Below are 21,684 nucleotides of genomic sequence, written 5' to 3'. Positions count from 1 at the left end.
TCAAAATACTAGGCCTTTTATAATTTATGTGCTTTATCTATGCATACTTACTTTTTCTCTTATGAAAAATTCTTTCAATAGGCACTACTGAAATAATAACTATGGATATTATCATTTCTGGAACTAAATAGGTTCCATTATATAATATTGAATATATATATGGATTCATATCTCCCGCGTATTCTGCAAAGAATATAACTCCTGATAAGAAGTGGAATATAAATCGGCCTACAACAGCTGCTACAATTCCTAACTGCTTATTCTTAAAATAACCAGCTATACCTAAAATCATAAACGGCAATATGTAATCAAATAAAACTTGTACAGGATGCAGTATATATGGATCTATAACTAAGTTTACAAGGCCTAAAACCAAACCTGCTATAAAACCAACCTCTGACCCGTAAGCGAAAGCTAATATCAATATAGGAATCATGCTTCCTAAGGTTACACTACCTCCCATAGGTAACTTATAAATCTTAATAAATGAAAGGATTGCAGATAAAGCTACTGCCACCGCTACATATGTAATAACCTTAGAATCAAATTTAACCTTTCTTACCTTAGTAAGTAAAACAATAAGAACAATTATTCCTAATAACGTAATTAAAACCACAGGGGACTTTGCAATTAACTTAAGATTTTCTATAATCTTGCCTGGATCCTCTATGATATCTTGCAACGTCTTTGAGATTTCAAAAAAACCTAAAACATTCAACATCTCCATAACTACTTCCTCCTTTTTATATATAGTTATAAGAGCATTCAAACCCTTACACTAATTTAATTTGTATTTTAAACATAAAAAAACTACGTCCATAGGATAACGTAGCTACTAGGCAAATATAGCTTTCCTACGCTGGTACTAACCAGATCAGGTATAAGGGTTAATGATAAATCATTTCTCAGCCAAAGGCACCCCTAGCGTTAATTTATTATATTATGTTTATTATTATCATTGTATTCCATGGCATCTCTATAGTCAACATATATCACCTTGTAAAAAATTCTATAATTTTCACTCTAATAATCATACTTATTACAAATTTAATATATGGTTTCTAATTATACCCCTGAATTAAATGAACATACCACTTATGGAATTAATCTAGGCTTTTAATTGGAACTTTATATATAAGTCCTAATAATACTTCTACATAAAATCCATATAACCTATAAAAAAGCTGCATTAGCTTCAGTAAGACGTATATGTATTTAATTTAGACAACTTCTTAGATAACTTGAAAACCGATTGTAAATACCTATTCCTATAGGTAAATAAAGTTAAAAATATAGAGCTTGTACAAAAAAAGACCACTAAAAAGTGATCTTTTCATGTAAATATTAGCCTTGAACTGGAGCTCCAACTGGGCAAACATTTGCACAGTTTCCGCAATCGATACAAGAACTATCGTTGATTTCGTATTGTGCATCACCTTGGTTTATAGCACTAACTGGACATTCAGAAGCACATGCTCCACAGCTGATACATGAATCATTAATTACGTATGCCATTATAAAATACACCTCCTTGATAATTGGGTTACTTTCTAACTAATACAAGAACTATTTTAACATAGTTCGAGAATAATTCAACATTTTTTATATCACAATATAACCAGCATTTTCTATACTTTCAATTATTTCATCTATAGATGTGAAGTATTGATCATATACGATATTAACATCCCCAGTACTTTTGGATATCTGACATGCCATAATACCTTCGTTAGAAATTATGGCACTTTTTACAGCATTGATATCCTTTGAGGTATTTAAATTACTAATTTTTAATACTGCCTTCACATTGCTTCCCCCTAGTCAGTCTTAAATAATTCTTTAATAACTTTTACATCGGCGGCATCTTCAACTTCAAGCTTAATATCCTTCTCGTCAACAGTTCCTTCATAAGAGCCTGATATAAGTTTCAATCCTACAATAGGAGCCTCTAAAAGATACCATTCACCTTCTGGTGGTGTTACCTTTATTGTAACCTTCTCTTTAACTATACTGCTTGAAATTATCTCACCTCTACCTTCAGCAGTCTCAACTATAGATCCAACTGTTGGCATTATCCTTCTTGTCTTTTCATATGTTTCTTGCTCATAATTTAAACAACACATAAGTCTTCCACATATTCCTGATATTTTAGATGGATTCAGCGATAAATTCTGCTCCTTTGCCATTTTTATAGATACTGGCGCAAAATCTCCAAGGAAAGTTGTACAACAAAGAGGTCTGCCACAAGGTCCAACCCCTCCAAGCATTTTAGCTTCATCCCTTACTCCAATTTGTCTAAGTTCTATTCTAGTCCTAAAAATCGTAGCAAGATCTTTTACTAATTCTCTAAAGTCAACTCTTCCTTCAGCAGTAAAATAGAATATTATTTTATTATTATCGAAAGTATACTCTACATCTATAAGCTTCATAACTAATTCATGCTTATCTATTTTTTCTAAGCATATACCAAAAGCTTCTTCCTCTGCTTTCTTATTTTCTTCATATTTTATAACGTCCTCTGGTGTAGCCACTCTAACTACTGATTTCAAAGGACTAATTATATCTTCCTCACTAACTTCTCTATGTCCTATTATACAATTTCCAAACTCAAGGCCACGAGCTGTTTCAACTATTACATCATCCCCCTCTTTTATATCAAGATCCCCGGGGGAGAAATAGTAAACTTTTCCTGCCTTTTTAAAGCGGACTCCCACTACTTCAATCATGTTAAACCTCCTGAAATTTCAAAAGCATCATATCAAAGGTCACTGATGGATTAACATTGCTCTGCATATTATCCTTTACGTAACTTATGGTATCAATGATTTTGTTTAACTTGTTATATGAAAAACTATCTGTAATTATTTTTATTTCATCTATCTTATCAATATTAATAATATATTGCTCATCTCCAGTTTCTTTATATATCAAAGCATCTCTAACATATGAAATAAACGAACTTAAAACATCTTGCCAATAATTCTTATACTTCATAAGCTGTTCTTCATACTTTAATAATTCGTAAACCTCTTTCCCTGTTATAGAAATTAGTATTTCCATGGTAATATTGCGTATATTTCTAAAGGCATCGTCAGTAAAATATTTTTCTACACGACCAGGTATACCATCACTAAAGGCAATAAGCGGTTTCATCTCCTCTGCTTTGATATTTTTATAATTCTTACTTAGAAACAGCTTCATCTCTTCATAGGATAATCTTCTCAATCTATGAATTTGACATCTAGATTTTATAGTATCCAAAATCTTTTCTAAGTTCTCGCATAGTAAAAAGATAAATACCCCCTTGGGTGGCTCTTCTATAGTTTTTAGAAAAGCATTTTGTCCTTGAACAGTGATTTTCTCAGCATTATATATAATAATAACCTTTTTATCACCTTCAAAAGGCTTTTTATTGGTCTCTTCTATAAGTACTCTTATATCATCAACACCAATTGAAGCTTTAGAGGTCTTAAATTCAATTATATCTGCATAATTCTGATAAATAGACTTTGATAGAATTTTGATAGCTGCACTTTTTGCCATCAAACTCTTACCACTTCCATCCTCACCAGCGATTATGTGTGCATGAGCAAATGTTTTTGCTTCTAAGTTTTTGACAAACTGTTTTTTTACCTCTTCATTACCAATGATATTGCTAAATTCCATCTCATTCTCCTAATTTCCTGTAAGCATATTGGTTTTATAACCTCTATGCTTACAGAAACTTTTCACAAATAAATCTCTTAAAATTAATTAAGGCCTCTGAGATTATATAAAATTCCTTAATTAGAACTATACTTTAACTTCTCTATATAAAGCCCAAGAGCTACACTCTTACAAACTTATCTACATCCACAACAAATATATTTGCTCCACCGACTTCAATTTCCACAGGGATTGCAAGAAATGGAGAAGAAGTTCCCCCACTTGATGACGGTGCACTGACTACTGCATTACGCTGCTGACATTCTTCTTTAATTATAGATATAACCTCATCTACCATCTCTTCCTCGACACCAATTAACAACGTAGTGTTGCCTGACCTTAAAAACCCTCCAGTAGTTGCAAGTTTTGTGACCCTATAGTTTGCATCGGTCAATTCTTCTACAACATCTGTAACATCCTCATCCTGAACAATTGCTAATACTAATTTCATACTAATTACCTCCTATATGATTTAAATTTATACTTAAGGTGCATCAATATAATATAGATTTAACATTGAAAAACTTTTTCTTTAAGCCCCATATTACTAAAAAAGCATATGTTGTCTTTCAGCTATAGTTTATCTTTACATCAGTATTTAGATACTACATTTATTATAAAAACCTTGGATTTTACTATACATCTTAATTTTATCATAACTTATAACTAGATTAAACCTAGATTCAACAACTAAATATTAAGTTCTGCTATTGTTTTCACTATATCTTTATGTATTTCTTCTACAGCCTTTGTTCCATCTATTATTACGACATTTTTCATGGTTTTTACAATTTGCTGATAACCATTGAAAACTTTGTTGTGGAATTCGTCACCACCATTTTCTAACCTATCAAGTTTTTTCTGTTTTCGCTTTCTCTCTATACCTAATTCATAAGGAATATCAATCATTATAGTTAAATCAGCTTTAAGCCCATTTAATGCAAATTCATTTATGTTTAGCACCTGATTTACTCCAAGCTCCCTTGCATAACCTTGGTACACAAGAGATGAGTGTACAAACCTATCGCATAATACAATCTTCCCTTCATATATTGCTGGCTTTAACACCTGCTCAACCAATTGGGCTCTAGATGCAGCATAAAGTAATGCTTCGCAAATTCCATTCATCTCTTCATTATCATTATCAAGAATAAGTTCTCGGATTTTTTCACTTATCTTTGTCCCACCAGGTTCTCTAGTGGTCACAACTTCATAGCCTCTATCATTGAAATATTTCTTCAACAGTTCAATTTGCGTAGACTTTCCAGATCCATCTGGACCTTCTATTGTTATTAGATATCCTCTATTATTTCTATTGTTTCCCTCCATAATAAACCTAATCGTCGTCAAAACTTCATAAACTTTATAACACTTATTTTGACAGACTTCCTCCCATCTTTATTTAATCAATAGTTCTTTGAGTCTTTACTTTGTAACCTATGCAATATTTCCCCTATTTTTAATAACCTTCTTCTATATATGGTTCCACGCTGAAATTCTAATTTCCTCAGATGATTTATTGGGGAGATTTGCAACTTTAATACTTCTGATTAATTCCTCAGAAAAAAACAAAGCTTATGGGCGAATCAAGCTTTGATTATGAATCCTATATAGATTTCCATAGCTTAAAATTACTTCCTTGCTTCTTTATCGTAGCAGCAAATAGATCTCTCTACCTATTTCCTTATCGTAGCAATAAAAATATTTTTAGTTATGGCTGTGGAAACCTATGCAAATCTGCTACATATACCTTGTTATCCGTAACACCTAAAATTTGTTGCTTATTTTTCAAGGCCTTTTCTATTACTTCTATTATTGCCTTTGTAATCCTCTCACCAATGGCAACTAGCGGCACACCTGGTGGATACGGTACTATAGCTTTTAACGCAACCTTATTTTCACATTTCTTATAATCTATATATTCCCCTTTAAGTTCAATAGCTTCATAAGGACAAATTACTTGTTGCCCTTTTGGCATAGATATATGTTTAATAGAATCTTCATCTTGAAGTTCTAACATATCGCAAGCTTTGATAACCTGATATAAACTTTCGAATTCTTCTCTTCTGGTAAAAGTTGAAAATAAAAGCACAACACTTCTGTCATCACTCATTTCTCCCTGTATCTTATTTGTTCTTAGATATTCAAGAAGTTTATGCCCACTATAACCATTATCTAGCGTTATAACAAACCTAGTTTCATCTATATCATAGGCTTTCCCTGAAATATGTTTCCTCTCCAGAATACTGAACTTAGGAATTTCACTTATTTTTTCTCTATATTCTCTACACAATCCTAAAAGCATTCCATAGTCTTCATTTCCATAAGCTTCTAAGTAATACCTACTATAGTCTAAAGAACACATTATTAAATACGATGGGCTTGTAGTAGTAAACGCACTTATATAAAAACTACATTTATCTTCTAACATTTTATTATTTATATGTATATATGATCCCTGGGTCAATGCTGGCAAAGTCTTATGCGCACTAGTTACAACTACGTCTGCTCCTAATTTAACTGCACTCTGTGGTATATCCTCATGGATACCAAAATGAGCTCCATGAGCACTATCTACAAGAACTACCATATTTCTTTCATGACAAATTTTTATTATCTTCTTCAAATCACAGCATACCCCATAATAGTTTGGATAGGTTAATATAATTCCCTTAGCATCAGGATTATTATTTAAAACATGAAAAAAATCCTCTTCATTTATAGATAGAGGAGTACCTAATGACTCTATAAAACTATTCTCTATATATATAGGATTTAACTTTCTTAGGATGATTGCATTTAGTACAGAACGATGGCAGTTTCTTTCAACTATAACTTTATCATTCTCTTCGAAGGCCGAAAAAATCATTGCAAGATTGCCACTGGTACTCCCATTAACAAGAAACTTACTTTTATAACTTCCATAAAACTTTGTTAAAAGGTTTTCCGCTTCCTTTATTATCCCTTGTGGATTATGATAATTATCTAAAGGCTCAACCTCTGTTATATCACTTTGTATAAAGCAATTAAAAAGCTTTTCTCCAAGGGAATCTCTTGTAAATCCAAAGCCTTTCTTATGTCCTGGCATACAAAATAGAATGTTATCCTCTTCATAATAACTTAAAACCTCTTCGACTATAGGCGATTTTGACAATTAATACTCTCTCCTTTAGTGTCTAATTTATTAATTCTGCTCTTTTTTAAAACATCAATAAAATAGTTGTAAAAATCCGTATCTATATTAGAGTTTACCATTCTTTCTTCACATTTTAAACATATAAATCTGCTATTTACTATTATCCCCTCTTGAATTGATTTACCACATACAATACACTTCATAGCAATTCTCCTTATATATAACTTTAAGATCATCAGGATTTTCTGCTTCAGTTTTAAAATCTTTTCATCTAAAGTTTTTAATTTTCAAATTTTTTTATTTAAAGTTTTTTGACTTAAAATTCTTTAGTTTATAATTCTTTCATCTAAAATTCTTTAACATTAGAATTCTTGCATATTAGGATTCTAACATCAAAACTCTTCAATATTAGAATTCTTTAATCAATTAGGTTCTTCACTAAATAAAATTTCATCATATATGAAAATTTTATTTTATCTAATTATGGACTCCTAATATATATTTTATTCACTGTCTCTAACTTTGGCTTATAATATAAAAAAAGTAGGGAAAAATAATTTTACAACATTTTTTTAATTGGAGGAGTCATTATGAAACAAGAGATGATAACCTACTTATCAACTGTAAAGGATGAACTTTTGAAATTTTCTCACACCTTACATAATTGCTGTGAGGAAAGTTATCATGAATGCAATAATGCCAAGCTTATAAGTAAATTCCTTGCTATGAACAACTTTAATATAACAGAAAATTATTTAGATATAAAAACTTCATTCTTTGCACAAAAAGGAGATGGGCATCCAAAAATATGTTTTTTATGCGAATATGACTCTGATTCAAATGTAGGTGATATTCTAGCGACAAATTTAAGAACTACAATGTCTGTAGGTGCTGCTATAGCCATAGGAAATTCCATTGACAAAATAGGTGGCTCTGTAATAGTAATAGGCTGTCCTGGCGAACTTAAAGGTGGCTCAAAATCAATTTTAGTAAAACAAGGTGCCTTTGAAGATATAGATACAGTACTAACTGCAAGACCTCACGTAGTTACAGCAGAAAGCGGTACTTCCTTAGCTGTATTACCTATAGAAATAAACTATACAACTAAAGATAAATATTATAACAATAATGGCTTCTATTCTTCCTTAGACGCTTGCTTGTATACACTTAATGGCTTAAACGTATTGATTAATGGTTACGGTGATAGTTGTTTTATAAATGGTATATCCATAAACTCACCTTCAACCCCTTATTTTTCCCCAACTCTTACAAAAATAACTTTCTATATCAAAGCAAAAACTATGAAAACATTAAAAGATGTAGATAAGAAAATACGAATTTTTGTAAAAAATACAGCTGAAATTATGAATGTAGATAGTGAAATCCATCTACATGAGCTTCCTTGTGAAGAACTTGTATCAAATAAAGTTTTAGGAAGACTTTTCTCACATAATCTAAAAGAAGCAGGAATAATAAATATCGCACCACCAAGAGATACTCATTTAGGCATGAGTCTTGGTAGCGTAAGTGTCGTAGTTCCTACAATAAGTCCTTTTGTATCAGTAGTTAAAGATAACTCTATAGAGCCATATAGTAAGGCCTTTGCAGAGTTATCCGTATCTACAGAAGTAGAGGAAAATTTATTTAAAACAATACAGGCATTAGCTTTTACAGGCTATGATCTTTTGGCTAGAGAAGATTTAATTGCTGAAGCAAAAAAAGAACTACATGACTATATGAAAAATAATGATGTAACCTATTGAAGAGTTCCAGACTTAGATTCCAACTTATACTCATAATATTTTATGAAAAGTAACTCTCCCCCCAATTATTTATATTCTTGTAAAAAAACGAGGCCAGTAAATTAATACCAGCCTCGTTTTCTATACTGTTTTTGTAGTGCAATTAAGATAAACACAATGGTTCAATTTTTCCACAAATGCTCCGCTTGGTTGAAAGAAAAATTTCTTAATCTTCTTTCCAGAATTATATATACAACAATATTTTTCATTACTACAAGATAAACATATATATTTATGACAAAATTTATTTGTTAAACTTCTGCATTCATTTGCTTTTCCTAAAAAAACTATATCCTCAAGTTTTACAATTTCTTGTACCTTTTTCTTTCGTCCAATTATTTTCTTTACAATGAGTTCATTAGCTATTACAGAATATCTGTATTTTATCTTACAGACTCTTATTTGATAGCATGTCCCCACACTCCCTATAATAAGTAAAAATACTTCTAAAACTATACGTATTGTACTCTCCATAGATGAGTAGCTTGCTATAATCTCTTTTGCAACTATTAATGATAATAAAAGAACTATCCAAATAATTACCATGGGCAGCTTTTTATGGGTAACCATCTCATTATACATATTTGTTCTCCTAAAACTTTCTTAATAGAAATTAATATATAGATGATTATACTAAGACTTACTAGCTTTAGCGAATCATAAATTTCACTAAAAAACATTAAATATCATTCAATTGATTTACCAATTAAGTTTATCTCATTTTCTAATGCTTCAGGTTCTTCTTTCTTTATTTTTCTTTCTATTGCATTAATCCTAGCTTTGCATTACTATATTTATAAATGAAATCATTTTCTTTTGATTATTTATATATTCCCAGTGATTTTTTTCATATTATTTTTTAAAGTTTTTATAGCTATTTCTAAACACCTATAAAAATTATATAATATATTCATGAGATATTTTTATTATAACCGTTGTGCTAACTAATTTTATCTATTGAAAATACTTATTTATGTGTCTAACAATTTCATACTATAATGTACTAACTTCAATGATTTTATAATTTAATTAACACAGCAGCTTATTCTAAATAACAAAATATATCTAGATGAAGGTGAGAATATGATTTCAATTTATAAAAGCGACTTAGACCTATCCGATAACTTGATAAAAATTAATTCTGTAGAACCGGGAAGTTGGATAAATTTAGTTGCTCCCACCGATCAAGAGTTAATATTAATATCAAAAAAGACTTGCGTTCCACTAGACTTTCTAAAAGCTGCTCTTGATGACGAAGAAACTTCTCGTTTAGATGTAGAGGATGGCAATACCCTAATAATAGTGGATATTCCGTTTACAGAAGTTGAAGAAAATTCTTTAACTTACGATACTTACCCCCTTGGGATAATTCATACGGATTCTTATATAATCACAATATGTATTAAAAACAGTAGGATTTTAAATGATTTTATAACTGATAAAATTAAATCTTTTTATACCTTTAAACGCTCACGTTTTATTTTACAGATATTATATAGAGTATCTAGCTACTATCTTTCTTCACTAAGACAAATAAATAAAAAATCTTTGATGCTACAAGGAAAACTTCATAAATCCATGAATAACAAAGTTCTAATGCAGCTACTTTCCTTGCAGAATTCCACGGTTTACTTTTCGACTTCCTTGAAATCTAATGAAGTAACCCTAGAAAAAATATCAAAGCTAGAATTTGCTCAGAAATATGAAGAAGATAAAGAACTTTTAGAAGATGTTATTATCGAAACTAAACAGGCAATCGAAATGACCCAGATATATGGTGGCATCCTTCAAGCAACAATGGACACCTCTGCAAATATAATAAATAATAATGTTAATACAGTAATGAAGTTTTTAACTTCTGTAACTATAGCTATGGCAATACCTAATATAATCTCAGGTATATTCGGTATGAATATAACAGGTTTACCTTTCTCTGTTAATGAGTCTGGTGGTGGTTTTGCTATCGTAATATCCATAATACTTGGTTCAACGCTTCTCACGATCCTATTTTTAAACCGAAGAGGATTGTTCAAATAATTATATAACAATAGTCAACAGTATCACATGATTTCTTGAAAAATGACTAAAACTCAGTATCCTAAATTTTAGATACCACAACCAGTATAACAACTAAATTAAAGTATTTTCTACACCATATAGCAGCTTAGCTTTATGGTGTTTTCTATTTGTCGTTTTAAAAATACAGCCATAGAGAATTGTTATAAATGCACCTATAGAGTATTGCTATAAACTCATCTCTACACATATAACCCTCTAAGTTCTAAAATTAAACTATCCACCCCCAATCTTAGCATTTGGAATATTTTTCATCACCCTTGGGAACATCATAGTTCCAATGTAACTCAGTTATCTTAGAAGCATAACCATGCCCCCTTGCCGATTCACAATTGCAAACCTAAAATCATAAACTATATCAATATGCATATTAAACTAAAATTTAAGTTGTTTATAAACTTAATTGTCTTGCAACTTTAAAATATAGTTAAAAATTCTTGGATATCTTAAGAATTGAATCTTGTGAGTGAATTAAAACTTCAGCGTCAATTCATATATAGAGTTTCTTAATCAAATGCTTTACTCATAAATCTCTATTTTTTGTGAGATAACTAACAGACTCATCAAAGTTAAAGATTCTTCCAATAAATCATTTAAATAAGCTAACATTTCAGAGTGGAATCTAATATAGATACCCCTATCCTAAATTTAACTTATTGACCAAATTCATCACTTTGATTCTTTGTCCTAACGTCAAAAATATTTTTGAACACTTTTAGTTATGGCTACTATTCATTAAATAAATCCTTGTATATCTTTGAAATACACTAAAAGGTGTCCTAAATAATTTAGGTTGTTGTCGTGGTTATCTATATACCAGGTATTATTTATAAAGGAGTGTCTTTATGATTGCAGATAAACTTCAGCTTGGCGATACCATAGGAATTGTAGCCCCTGCTAGTGGAGAAAGAAAAGAAATAATTGATAACGGCATATCTTGCCTAAAAAAACTAGGCTTCAATGTTAAAATAGGAAACCATGTTTATGATAAGTATGGCTTTTTAGCTGGCAATGATAAAAATAGAGCTGAAGATTTTATGGCTATGTTCCTAGATCCCGAAGTAAAAATGGTAATGTGCATGCGTGGCGGGTATGGCTCCATGAGAATTATAGATTATATAGACATGAACATCATTGAGAGCAATCCTAAAATCTTTACAGGCTTTAGTGACATAACTATCTTATTAAATTATATAAACAAGCTAACAGGTCTTATAACTTTCCATGGTCCAATGATAAACTCAGATATAAATGACGAATATACACTAAAAAGCTTCCTAAGTACCTTAACAGAATCTAAGGCTACTTATTTACTAGAAAATCCTGATTACTTAGCTTTAGAGTGTAGTGTTAATGGAATAGTTGAAGGTGAAATCGTAGGCGGCAATCTAGCGATGATCTGCAGTTCCCTTGGTACCCCTTACGAAATAGAAACTACTGATAAGATTTTGTTTATAGAAGAAGTTGGTGAAGCACCATATAGAATAGATAGAATGTTTACTCAACTAATTCATTCTGGAAAGCTCGATAAATGCAAAGGCTTTATATTAGGTCAATTCAAGGATTGTGGACTCTCAAACTATGATAGAAGTTTTACCCTTCCTCAAGTTATAGAGGATAGGATTTTCTCATTAAATAAGCCTACAATAAGCCATTTCATGTCTGGCCATGGTAATCCTAAAATAACAATACCAATAGGTGCAAAAATTCAACTTAACTGCAATACTAGTGAAATTAAAGTTCTTGAGCCTGTGGTTAAAGTTTTATCCTAATTATTTTTATTTAATAACTTATACTAAATATGTTCGCTCGGTTTTTTATCATAAATACTTTTATACAGCTTTCTATAATAAGTACTTTCACTAAACCTTTAAAATTTATATACATTCCCATTAAAAATCTACATCGATTTTATAAACAGTATATATATTTAATATAGAAATATTTATTGAATCCTATACACTAAGTGTAAAACCATTGTTAAAAGCTATATAAATTAAAATAGAAAGTACTAACAAACTCGGAAATAATACTTTCCGAGTTTTCTAATTAAGAACTATATTAATGTAGCGTTTCCCTTTAACTATTAATAAACACTTTATAAACTTAATATCAATTTGGGAATTAAAGTTTCTCTACTTTCATGAAATTTCTTTGTGTCTTCTTCACATCTACCAACAAATGCATTTTCTGTAGCTGAATTATCTGAAACACATAAAAGTGCAATTCCGTCTTTATTCATGATTTCCATACAACGATAAAATGCTGCTGTTTCCATTTCTATAGCTTCACTACCTAATTTCATTATTTCATTCAAATGAAAGTACTCACAAAATATAGAATCCGTACAATATACCACTTTTTCTTTTAACTCAATCCCAAGCTTCTTAGAAGCTATCCGTACATTTTCTACTACCTGTGCTTTGGGATATACTAACTGTTGAAAATTATCAACAGATATATTTTCATACAGATAAAGTGATGCACCATCACCAGCAATAGACTTTGAAGGAGTGATAATATCACCCAACATCATATCATCTTTTAATGCTCCAACTGCACCTATAAAAATAACCTTGCTACATTTGGTACATCCCAATGTTAAACAACAATCTACAATATTAGATGCACCACATCCAGTTTGTATATATCCATATTTTTTACCATCTATATGTATAACATACCCTTTATAATCTGCCCCTTCCTTGACCACGTCAATTTCTACATTGAAATTCTTGAAAATCTTTTCCGGTTTCCAAGATGGTGCCAAAATAATGGCTTCATATTCTTCATTTTCATCTAAACCATATATATTATACAAGAAGTCTGTACATCCACTAAACTTCTCCATATTAGCTTTAAGTTTATCGTATATAGTCATATTTATTCCCCTTAGTGTAATATAATTTAAATACATTGTACCTAAATTATATTTCCAAAAACTGTAGCATACCCTTCTATAAAAAACATAAAGTTTCTCATATCCTACAGTATCACACTCTCCTATCTTACACGGAATATTGTTCTTTCCACATTTCCTTTGATTAAATCAGATATACCATATTTTGAATGTCCAATAATTACCGTAGTACCTTGTTTTATAGGCTCAATTAAGTATTCAAGCTTTGCCTTCATACCATTTGCTCCTTCTCTGCTTGCTCCAATACAATATTGTTGAAGTTCACTTATGTGGTCAATTAGCTCATAAGTGTCTTTTCCCTCTACTTCCCTAATTAATGTTTTAGTATCTCTTGGATCCTTTAACAAACCTATTTCTGATGTTAATATCAATAAATATTTTGACTTTACTAATACTGATATTGCTGAAGCAGTTTCATCGTTATCAATACATTCAACAACTTTGTCTTGATTTAACCTTAAGTTATAAAGTTCCATTTTTCTTATTTCTTCATTACTAACAGAATCATTATAGTTTACTATTGGTATTGCATTTTGTTTTATTGAGTTAAGCAGCAACTTCCTTATAAACTCTCTTTTTTCCACATCATTAAAATGATGGTGTTCCACTAAAAGCTGCCTTACTGAAAAATTGGGGTTAATAAACTTTCTATAGTTTTCCATGAGAATCGCTTGCCCTTGTGAGGCATAATTCGATTTAACTTCTTCAATATCATAATTTTCGATTTCATTTAGGTTGTTTCTTTTCATATAATCAATACGACCAATTTCAACAGCTCCAGAACTTACCCATATACATCCTGGATAAAGTTCCTTCCCTAATCTACTAAAAACATTATAGTCTATATCATATTCGCCTTTTCTAATTAATGCCATTGAACCAACCTTGCCAACAAGTTCACAATCAAAATTCAAGTTTACCACCCCTTCAACAAATAACGATTAATGTTTAATATAGTAAATTAATATATATTTATATATAAAAACAAAAATGTTATTATTAAATACAATTTTTAACTAGTACTTTTTTAATTATAACACTTTTTTTACTAGTAATCCAAACTTATCAATAGGCTTTCCAACTAAATGAAACACCTCTTATATTATTAGATGATACTCTCCTGATAAATCTATGCTACCTATCTACAAAATTTTATTTGAGCCATTATCATATATTTTAATTTTTCATAACAGTTTTATATTGCCCAGTTTCTGTTGTTATGATATTTTGTTATGGAAATTAACTTCAATCCTCTCCATCAATTCAGAAATATATTCCTAAAATACTTTTGTATATCGAAAAATTAGACAATATCAAAATAAAATTACATAATGTAATAATGAACATTTAATTTGTGCAATGGCCTTTTCTTGTATTAACAAACTCCCAAGTCTATCTAAATTATATTGTAACTTTCACTCAGCTTGTCCTGTTATATTCCTACTTATATATATCACCAGTTTATTGTATATAACAAAATGGCAATGTTCATATTGATAAGTTTCTATTCTTTTCTTTTTTAGATATCATTGAATATCTCTTTCCATACTTCATAAATCTTAGTTCAAATTTATAATAACTTACCAATGCTAATAGAATTGTTATCAAAGATACACTAATGATTATCATTATAGTTCCCATCATTCCATAACCCGATAATTTAAGTTTTTCACTAATAAGCTTTTTAATAACGTAATAAACCACTGGATGTATGAGATACACACCAAATGTTGCTATTCCAAATAGTTCAAATGGTTTTCCAATAAATTTAGGCATATCTAATTTTAACTTATAGAATCCAATAACAATTATAAAACTTAATGCTGAAAAAACAACTCTCCATATCGATGTAGTTATAAAAATTTGGTTTCCACATACAGGAATGAAATTAAACAATCCCATAGCCACACATAAACTAATGTTATTAAAGTATTTATTAAAGTCAATTCTTTTTAAATTATAATAAATCGCTATTCCTCCGATATAGAAAAAAAGATTATTAAAAGGGTTTATGTATATTATCCATTGTTTTGCTAATTCCATATTAGGATTAAGAAACTTAAACGCAAATAAATATCCAATTATAAGGGAAGCTACAAACAATATATTTCCATATAGCTTTTTTCTTCTATAAGCCATTATTATTATTATTGTAATTACATAATAAACCATCTCATTACCGATGGACCAAGCACCTGTAGAAATATACGCTTCAGGCTTAATAAACCCAAATATAGTAGTTATATTAGCTATATAAACAAAAATTTGCTCAGTAGAAAATCCACTTTTAATATTAATAATAAAGTTAAAAGTCGTTACAACCCATAATAATGGCCATATTCTAAAAATACGCCTTATTAAAAAGGCAATTGCAGTTTTAATATCCTTAATAAAGTCACTGTATACTATAGCCATGCTTAATCCTGATAAAATAAAAAAAATCGATACTGCATAAATCCCAAACCTACCTAACAAAGAATCTGCATATAATGGTGCTACCTCCCAAGAATAGAGGTGATAAAGCATTATAGATAAAGCAGCTAAACCTCTTAACCAATCAAGTGATTCTACTCTATTTTTTATATAATTTTGTTCTTTAGTCATTAAATATTCTCCTTTTTAATATTCGTAAACATTTCTACTTAAACGTTTATTTGCAGAACATGATTTTTTGCAATTTGTAGTATTTTCAAACTCAAAGAGCTATATAAGTGTCTATAATCAAAGAAAATGGACGCACGAAAAAAGTAGTCTAATCACTGATTAGACTACTTCTATTTGGAGGCGCCATCCAGATTTGAACTGGAGAATAAAGGTTTTGCAGACCTCTGCCTTACCACTTGGCTATGGCGCCATTTCTGGTGGCTCGACCAGGAATCGAACCAGGGACACGAGGATTTTCAGTCCTCTGCTCTACCGACTGAGCTATCGAGCCATAGAACCCAGCGACAACCTACTTTCCCACAAGACCTCTCCTGCAGTATCATCGGCCCTTAGTAGCTTAACCGTCGTGTTCGGAATGGGAACGGGTGTTACCTACCAGGCATAATCACTGGATACACTTTAAAATTTCTTTTAAAGTTCAGAGTGTTCTCTGAAAATTGCATAGATATTAAAAACTTTGTTTAGGTTAAGCCCTCGATCTATTAGTATGAGTCAGCTGAACATGTTACCATGCTTACACCCCTCACCTATCAACCTTGTGTTCTTCAAGGGATCTTACTAGCTTACGCTATGGGAAATCTAATCTTGAGGTGGGCTTCACGCTTAGATGCTTTCAGCGTTTATCCCTTCCCGACATAGCTACCCAGCCATGCTCCTGGCGGAACAACTGGTACACCAGAGGTCAGTCCATCCCGGTCCTCTCGTACTAAGGACAGCTCCTCTCAAATTTCCTACGCCCGCGACGGATAGGGACCGAACTGTCTCACGACGTTCTGAACCCAGCTCGCGTGCCGCTTTAATGGGCGAACAGCCCAACCCTTGGGACCTTCTCCAGCCCCAGGATGCGACGAGCCGACATCGAGGTGCCAAACCTCCCCGTCGATGTGGACTCTTGGGGGAGATCAGCCTGTTATCCCCGAGGTAGCTTTTATCCGTTGAGCGATGGCCCTCCCACGAGGAACCACCGGATCACTAAGCCCGACTTTCGTCCCTGCTCCACTTGTAGGTGTCGCAGTCAGGCTCCCTTCTGCCTTTGCACTCTTCGAACGATTTCCGACCGTTCTGAGGGAACCTTTGGGCGCCTCCGTTACTTTTTTGGAGGCGACCGCCCCAGTCAAACTGCCCATCTAACAATGTCCGGCACCCAGATTCATGGGTTTCCGTTAGAATCCCAATACTGTCAGGGTGGTATCCCAAGGTTGACTCCATAGAACCTGACGGCCCTACTTCCCAGTCTCCCACCTATCCTGTACAGACAATATCGAAACTCAATGCTAAACTACAGTAAAGCTCTACGGGGTCTTTCCGTCCAATCGCGGGTAGCAAGCATCTTCACTTGCACTACAATTTCGCCGGATTTACAGTTGAGACAGTGCCCAAATCATTACGCCATTCGTGCGGGTCGGAACTTACCCGACAAGGAATTTCGCTACCTTAGGACCGTTATAGTTACGGCCGCCGTTTACTGGGGCTTAAGTTCATGCCTTCGCTTGCGCTAAGCAATCCCCTTAACCTTCCAGCACCGGGCAGGCGTCAGCCCCTATACATCAGCTTTCGCTTTAGCAGAGACCTGTGTTTTTGCTAAACAGTTGCTTGGGCCTATTCTCTGCGGCCTAGCTTCCGCTAGGCACCCCTTCTCCCGAAGTTACGGGGTCAATTTGCCGAGTTCCTTAACTGTAATTCTTCCGCTGGTCTTAGGATTCTCTCCTCACCTACCTGTGTCGGTTTGCGGTACGGGTACTATTTTGCTCTCTAGAGACTTTTCTTGGCAGCGTGGAATCAGGTACTTCGCTACTAAATTTCGCTCCCCATCACACCTCAGAGTATTAGCACGCGGATTTGCCTACGTACACCCCTAAATGCTTAGACCAACATCCAATAGTTGGCACACCCTATCCTCCTGCGTCATCCCATCGATAATAACGCTAATAGTAGTATCGGAATATCAACCGATTGTCCATCACCTACGCCTTTCGGCCTCAGCTTAGGTCCCGACTAACCCTGGGCGGACGAGCCTTCCCCAGGAAACCTTAGGTTTTCGACCATTAAGATTCTCACTTAATTCTCGCTACTTATGCCAACATTCTCACTTCTGTACAGTCCACAGCTCCTTCCGGTACTGCTTCTGCCCATACAGAAAGCTCCTCTACCACTCCTTACGGAGTCCATAGCTTCGGTGGTAAGTTTGAGCCCCGGACATCTTCGGCGCAGGATCTCTTGACTAGTGAGCTATTACGCACTCTTTAAATGAGTGGCTGCTTCTAAGCCAACATCCTAGTTGTCTTAGAAATCCCACATCCTTTTCCACTTAACTTACACTTGGGGACCTTAGCTGATGGTCTGGGCTTTTTCCCTTTTGACTACGGACCTTATCATTCGCAGTCTGACTGCCGGGGTAAAAGTATATGGCATTCGGAGTTTGATAGAGTTCGGTAACTGTTGTCAGCCCCTAGCTCATTCAGTGCTCTACCTCCATTACTCATTTTACCCGACGCTAGCCCTAAAGCTATTTCGAGGAGAACCAGCTATCTCCGAGTTCGATTGGAATTTCTCCGCTATCCACAGCTCATCCCATGGTTTTCAACACCAATGTGGTTCGGTCCTCCACGAGGTTTTACCCTCGCTTCAACCTGGCCATGGATAGGTCACCCGGTTTCGGGTCTACGGCATGCAACTAGTCGCGCTGTTCACACTTGGTTTCCCTTCGGCTACGTACCTTAAGTACTTAACCTTGCTGCATACCGTAACTCGTTGGCTCGTTCTACAAAAAGCACGTCGTCACACTCATATGGTGCTTCGACCGGTTGTAGGCATACGGTTTCAGGTTCTATTTCACTCCCCTTCCGGGGTTCTTTTCACCTTTCCCTCACGGTACTTCTTCACTATCGGTCACTAGGTAGTATTTAGCCTTGGGAGGTGGTCCTCCCCTGCTTCCCACAAGGTTTCACGTGTCTCGTGGTACTCTGGATATACTCTCGCTATCATTCGCTTTCTCCTACGGGGCTATTACCCTCTATGGCTTAGCTTTCCAGCTATCTTCGAATAACAAACTCTAGCTTTTATGAGTATTCCACAACCCCAGAGATAAATCTCTGGTTTGGGCTCTTTCCCTTTCGCTCGCCGCTACTTAGGAAATCGAATTTCTTTCTCTTCCTCTGGGTACTTAGATGTTTCAGTTCCCCAGGTGTGGCTTCATGTAGCTATGTATTCACTACAGGATATACATCGTTTGATGCATAGGTTTCCCCATTCGGAAATCTCCGGATCACTGGCTATTTGCGCCTACCCGAAGCTTATCGCAGCTTATCGCGTCCTTCTTCGCCTCCTAGTGCCAAGGCATTCACCATACGCCCTTTGTAGCTTAACCTAAAAATTGCTATAACCTGCGCATTGCTTCGTCACTTTCGCCTCTGCGGTGCTCATTTACATAAGTAAACTCCGCTTCCTCGAGTTTTCAGTTCCTCGCACTGCTTGGTTCTATCAATTTTTTAATTTGGTCTAATTAACACGTTATCGGTTAATCTTATCAAATTAAATTAGTCTTAATTATACAAAGTTTATATAAATAACTTTACTTGGTTTTTAATATCTTATGCAATTTTCAAAGAACAACTTTTCCTTTTTATACAAGCTTTCGCTTTACATAAAAAAGACTTCCAAATCTCTTAGCCGTTAGGCTTTGATCTCTGGAAATTGAACAGAAGAAAGACCCAGTGGACACAGTGTCTTACAAGTAAAACTACTGTGTCATTTTCCTTAGAAAGGAGGTGATCCAGCCGCAGGTTCTCCTACGGCTACCTTGTTACGACTTCACCCCAATCATCGACCCCACCTTCGGCCGCTGGCTCCTTACGGTTACCTCACGGACTTCGGGTGTTGCCGACTCTCATGGTGTGACGGGCGGTGTGTACAAGGCCCGGGAACGTATTCACCGCGACATGCTGATTCGCGATTACTAGCAACTCCAACTTCATGTAGGCGAGTTTCAGCCTACAATCCGAACTGGGACGAGTTTTATAGATTTGCTCCACCTCACGGTCTTGCGTCTCGTTGTACTCGCCATTGTAGCACGTGTGTAGCCCTAGACATAAGGGGCATGATGATTTGACGTCATCCCCACCTTCCTCCTGGTTAACCCAGGCAGTCTTGCTAGAGTGCTCAACTAAATGGTAGCAACTAACAATAAGGGTTGCGCTCGTTGCGGGACTTAACCCAACATCTCACGACACGAGCTGACGACAACCATGCACCACCTGTCTTCCTGTCACCTCAAAGAGGTAACTTCCCCAGTTACGGGTAATTCAGGAGATGTCAAGTCTAGGTAAGGTTCTTCGCGTTGCTTCGAATTAAACCACATGCTCCGCTGCTTGTGCGGGCCCCCGTCAATTCCTTTGAGTTTTAATCTTGCGACCGTACTCCCCAGGCGGAATACTTAATGCGTTAGCGGCGGCACAGAGGTCATGACAACCCCTACACCTAGTATTCATCGTTTACGGCGTGGACTACCAGGGTATCTAATCCTGTTTGCTCCCCACGCTTTCATGCCTCAGCGTCAGTTACAGTCCAGAAAGTCGCCTTCGCCACTGATGTTCTTCCTAATCTCTACGCATTTCACCGCTACACTAGGAATTCCACTTTCCTCTCCTGCACTCTAGACTTCCAGTTTGAAATGCAGCACCCAAGTTGAGCTCGGGTATTTCACATCTCACTTAAAAATCCGCCTACACATCCTTTACGCCCAGTAAATCCGGACAACGCTTGCCACCTACGTATTACCGCGGCTGCTGGCACGTAGTTAGCCGTGGCTTGTTCTTTAGGTACCGTCATTATCGTCCCTAATCAAAGAGCTTTACAACCCGAAGGCCTTCATCACTCACGCGGCGTTGCTGCATCAGGGTTTCCCCCATTGTGCAATATTCCCCACTGCTGCCTCCCGTAGGAGTCTGGACCGTGTCTCAGTTCCAATGTGGCCGATCACCCTCTCAGGTCGGCTACGCATCGTCGCCTTGGTGAGCCGTTACCTCACCAACTAGCTAATGCGCCGCGGGCCCATCTTATAGCGGATTGCTCCTTTGATACATCTCTCATGCGAGAATTGCATTTTATGCGGTATTAATCTTCCTTTCGGAAGGCTATCCCCCTCTACAAGGCAGGTTGCCCACGTGTTACTCACCCGTCCGCCGCTAATCCACCCCGAAGGGCTTCATCGCTCGACTTGCATGTGTTAAGCACGCCGCCAGCGTTCGTCCTGAGCCAGGATCAAACTCTCAATTTAAATTGTTTGAGTTTAAATCTTGACTTTGGTTTTTATTTTAAAACCTCAGAATTTGTCTGGTCTTGTTCTTCTGTTCAATTTTCAAAGATCAATCATTTTTTCAACT

At 34.6% G+C, this 21,684-nt stretch carries 16 protein-coding genes, 2 tRNA genes, 3 rRNA genes and 1 riboswitch; of the genes, 3 read left to right on the top strand and 18 right to left on the bottom strand.

The window, feature by feature from the left end; translation table 11 throughout:
* Nucleotides 1–37 precede the first annotated feature (37 nt).
* From thiT to CLOCEL_RS00650, 9 genes are all read right to left on the bottom strand, one after another.
* Nucleotides 38–727, bottom strand: coding sequence for an energy-coupled thiamine transporter ThiT (thiT, locus tag CLOCEL_RS00690; protein ID WP_010075349.1), 690 nt, complete (start codon nucleotides 725–727; stop codon nucleotides 38–40).
* Between the two features lie 107 nt (nucleotides 728–834).
* A riboswitch (TPP riboswitch) is annotated at nucleotides 835–933 on the bottom strand.
* Between the two features lie 411 nt (nucleotides 934–1,344).
* Complete coding sequence (locus CLOCEL_RS00685; protein ID WP_010075348.1) at nucleotides 1,345–1,515, bottom strand: DUF362 domain-containing protein; 171 nt, start codon at nucleotides 1,513–1,515, stop codon at nucleotides 1,345–1,347.
* An 87-nt stretch (nucleotides 1,516–1,602) separates the two neighbouring features.
* A complete protein-coding gene (locus CLOCEL_RS00680; protein ID WP_010075347.1) occupies nucleotides 1,603–1,806 on the bottom strand; it encodes a heavy-metal-associated domain-containing protein in 204 nt (67 codons plus the stop codon).
* An 11-nt stretch (nucleotides 1,807–1,817) separates the two neighbouring features.
* A complete protein-coding gene (locus CLOCEL_RS00675) occupies nucleotides 1,818–2,726 on the bottom strand; it encodes a PSP1 domain-containing protein (protein ID WP_010075346.1) in 909 nt (302 codons plus the stop codon).
* 1 nt (nucleotide 2,727) lies between these two features.
* On the bottom strand, nucleotides 2,728–3,666 hold the full coding sequence (locus CLOCEL_RS00670; protein WP_010075345.1) for a DNA polymerase III subunit delta': 939 nt from the start codon (nucleotides 3,664–3,666) through the stop codon (nucleotides 2,728–2,730).
* Between the two features lie 160 nt (nucleotides 3,667–3,826).
* A complete protein-coding gene (locus CLOCEL_RS00665; RefSeq protein ID WP_010075344.1) occupies nucleotides 3,827–4,156 on the bottom strand; it encodes a cyclic-di-AMP receptor in 330 nt (109 codons plus the stop codon).
* 239 nt (nucleotides 4,157–4,395) lie between these two features.
* Nucleotides 4,396–5,034: a dTMP kinase gene (tmk, locus tag CLOCEL_RS00660; protein ID WP_010075343.1), complete on the bottom strand. Its 639-nt coding sequence runs from the start codon at nucleotides 5,032–5,034 to the stop codon at nucleotides 4,396–4,398.
* A gap of 382 nt (nucleotides 5,035–5,416) precedes the next feature.
* Nucleotides 5,417–6,859 (bottom strand): aminotransferase class I/II-fold pyridoxal phosphate-dependent enzyme, encoded by a 1,443-nt coding sequence (locus CLOCEL_RS00655; protein WP_010075342.1) that lies wholly within the window; start codon nucleotides 6,857–6,859, stop codon nucleotides 5,417–5,419.
* Nucleotides 6,841–7,044: a sigma factor G inhibitor Gin gene (locus CLOCEL_RS00650; RefSeq protein WP_010075341.1), complete on the bottom strand. Its 204-nt coding sequence runs from the start codon at nucleotides 7,042–7,044 to the stop codon at nucleotides 6,841–6,843. Before CLOCEL_RS00650 ends, CLOCEL_RS00655 begins: the two co-directional genes overlap by 19 nt.
* A 387-nt stretch (nucleotides 7,045–7,431) precedes the next feature.
* Between CLOCEL_RS00650 and CLOCEL_RS00645 the strand changes: the two genes are divergently transcribed.
* Nucleotides 7,432–8,604, top strand: coding sequence for a zinc-binding metallopeptidase family protein (locus CLOCEL_RS00645; RefSeq protein WP_010075340.1), 1,173 nt, complete (start codon nucleotides 7,432–7,434; stop codon nucleotides 8,602–8,604).
* 120 nt (nucleotides 8,605–8,724) lie between these two features.
* On the opposite strand, the gene CLOCEL_RS00640 is transcribed toward CLOCEL_RS00645, so the two are convergent.
* Nucleotides 8,725–9,225 carry a hypothetical protein gene (locus CLOCEL_RS00640; RefSeq protein ID WP_010075339.1) on the bottom strand — a complete coding sequence of 167 codons (501 nt, stop codon included), beginning with the start codon at nucleotides 9,223–9,225 and terminating at the stop codon, nucleotides 8,725–8,727.
* 501 nt (nucleotides 9,226–9,726) lie between these two features.
* Between CLOCEL_RS00640 and CLOCEL_RS00635 the strand changes: the two genes are divergently transcribed.
* Both CLOCEL_RS00635 and CLOCEL_RS00630 read left to right on the top strand, forming a co-directional pair.
* Nucleotides 9,727–10,680, top strand: coding sequence for a magnesium transporter CorA family protein (locus CLOCEL_RS00635; RefSeq protein ID WP_010075338.1), 954 nt, complete (start codon nucleotides 9,727–9,729; stop codon nucleotides 10,678–10,680).
* A gap of 884 nt (nucleotides 10,681–11,564) precedes the next feature.
* Complete coding sequence (locus CLOCEL_RS00630; protein ID WP_010075337.1) at nucleotides 11,565–12,491, top strand: S66 peptidase family protein; 927 nt, start codon at nucleotides 11,565–11,567, stop codon at nucleotides 12,489–12,491.
* A 326-nt stretch (nucleotides 12,492–12,817) separates the two neighbouring features.
* On the opposite strand, the gene CLOCEL_RS00625 is transcribed toward CLOCEL_RS00630, so the two are convergent.
* The 8 genes from CLOCEL_RS00625 to CLOCEL_RS00590 form a co-directional block, all read right to left on the bottom strand.
* Nucleotides 12,818–13,600, bottom strand: a complete 783-nt coding sequence (locus tag CLOCEL_RS00625) for a phosphorylase family protein (protein WP_010075336.1) — start codon at nucleotides 13,598–13,600, stop codon at nucleotides 12,818–12,820.
* Between the two features lie 122 nt (nucleotides 13,601–13,722).
* Nucleotides 13,723–14,562 (bottom strand): amino acid kinase family protein, encoded by an 840-nt coding sequence (locus tag CLOCEL_RS00620; RefSeq protein WP_242655196.1) that lies wholly within the window; start codon nucleotides 14,560–14,562, stop codon nucleotides 13,723–13,725.
* A 565-nt stretch (nucleotides 14,563–15,127) separates the two neighbouring features.
* Nucleotides 15,128–16,243, bottom strand: coding sequence for an acyltransferase family protein (locus CLOCEL_RS00615; protein ID WP_010075334.1), 1,116 nt, complete (start codon nucleotides 16,241–16,243; stop codon nucleotides 15,128–15,130).
* 175 nt (nucleotides 16,244–16,418) lie between these two features.
* Nucleotides 16,419–16,493, bottom strand: a tRNA-Cys gene (locus CLOCEL_RS00610).
* 5 nt (nucleotides 16,494–16,498) lie between these two features.
* Nucleotides 16,499–16,574 (bottom strand) — tRNA-Phe (locus CLOCEL_RS00605).
* Between the two features lie 5 nt (nucleotides 16,575–16,579).
* Nucleotides 16,580–16,696: ribosomal RNA gene (gene rrf, locus CLOCEL_RS00600) — 5S ribosomal RNA — on the bottom strand.
* Between the two features lie 69 nt (nucleotides 16,697–16,765).
* A 23S ribosomal RNA gene (locus CLOCEL_RS00595) occupies nucleotides 16,766–19,670 on the bottom strand.
* Between the two features lie 393 nt (nucleotides 19,671–20,063).
* A 16S ribosomal RNA gene (locus tag CLOCEL_RS00590) occupies nucleotides 20,064–21,578 on the bottom strand.
* Together the 16S, 23S and 5S rRNA genes with 2 tRNA genes alongside form the textbook arrangement of a ribosomal RNA operon.
* Between the last annotated feature and the right edge of the window lie 106 nt (nucleotides 21,579–21,684).

Source organism: Clostridium cellulovorans 743B, assembly GCF_000145275.1.
GTDB lineage: Bacteria > Bacillota > Clostridia > Clostridiales > Clostridiaceae > Clostridium_K > Clostridium_K cellulovorans.
This window is presented reverse-complemented; position numbering and strand designations above follow the sequence as displayed.

Bases quoted from the DNA above. Each gene is read 5' to 3' on its own strand.
- CLOCEL_RS00640 (WP_010075339.1), bottom strand. From the start codon at position 9,225: ATGTATAATGAGATGGTTACCCATAAAAAGCTGCCCATGGTAATTATT.
- CLOCEL_RS00670 (WP_010075345.1), bottom strand. From the start codon at position 3,666: ATGGAATTTAGCAATATCATTGGTAATGAAGAGGTAAAAAAACAGTTT.
- CLOCEL_RS00615 (WP_010075334.1), bottom strand. From the start codon at position 16,243: ATGACTAAAGAACAAAATTATATAAAAAATAGAGTAGAATCACTTGAT.
- CLOCEL_RS00625 (WP_010075336.1), bottom strand. From the start codon at position 13,600: ATGACTATATACGATAAACTTAAAGCTAATATGGAGAAGTTTAGTGGA.
- tmk (WP_010075343.1), bottom strand. From the start codon at position 5,034: ATGGAGGGAAACAATAGAAATAATAGAGGATATCTAATAACAATAGAA.
- CLOCEL_RS00675 (WP_010075346.1), bottom strand. From the start codon at position 2,726: ATGATTGAAGTAGTGGGAGTCCGCTTTAAAAAGGCAGGAAAAGTTTAC.
- CLOCEL_RS00635 (WP_010075338.1), top strand. From the start codon at position 9,727: ATGATTTCAATTTATAAAAGCGACTTAGACCTATCCGATAACTTGATA.
- CLOCEL_RS00665 (WP_010075344.1), bottom strand. From the start codon at position 4,156: ATGAAATTAGTATTAGCAATTGTTCAGGATGAGGATGTTACAGATGTT.
- CLOCEL_RS00685 (WP_010075348.1), bottom strand. From the start codon at position 1,515: ATGGCATACGTAATTAATGATTCATGTATCAGCTGTGGAGCATGTGCT.
- CLOCEL_RS00650 (WP_010075341.1), bottom strand. From the start codon at position 7,044: ATGAAGTGTATTGTATGTGGTAAATCAATTCAAGAGGGGATAATAGTA.
- CLOCEL_RS00630 (WP_010075337.1), top strand. From the start codon at position 11,565: ATGATTGCAGATAAACTTCAGCTTGGCGATACCATAGGAATTGTAGCC.
- CLOCEL_RS00645 (WP_010075340.1), top strand. From the start codon at position 7,432: ATGAAACAAGAGATGATAACCTACTTATCAACTGTAAAGGATGAACTT.
- thiT (WP_010075349.1), bottom strand. From the start codon at position 727: ATGGAGATGTTGAATGTTTTAGGTTTTTTTGAAATCTCAAAGACGTTG.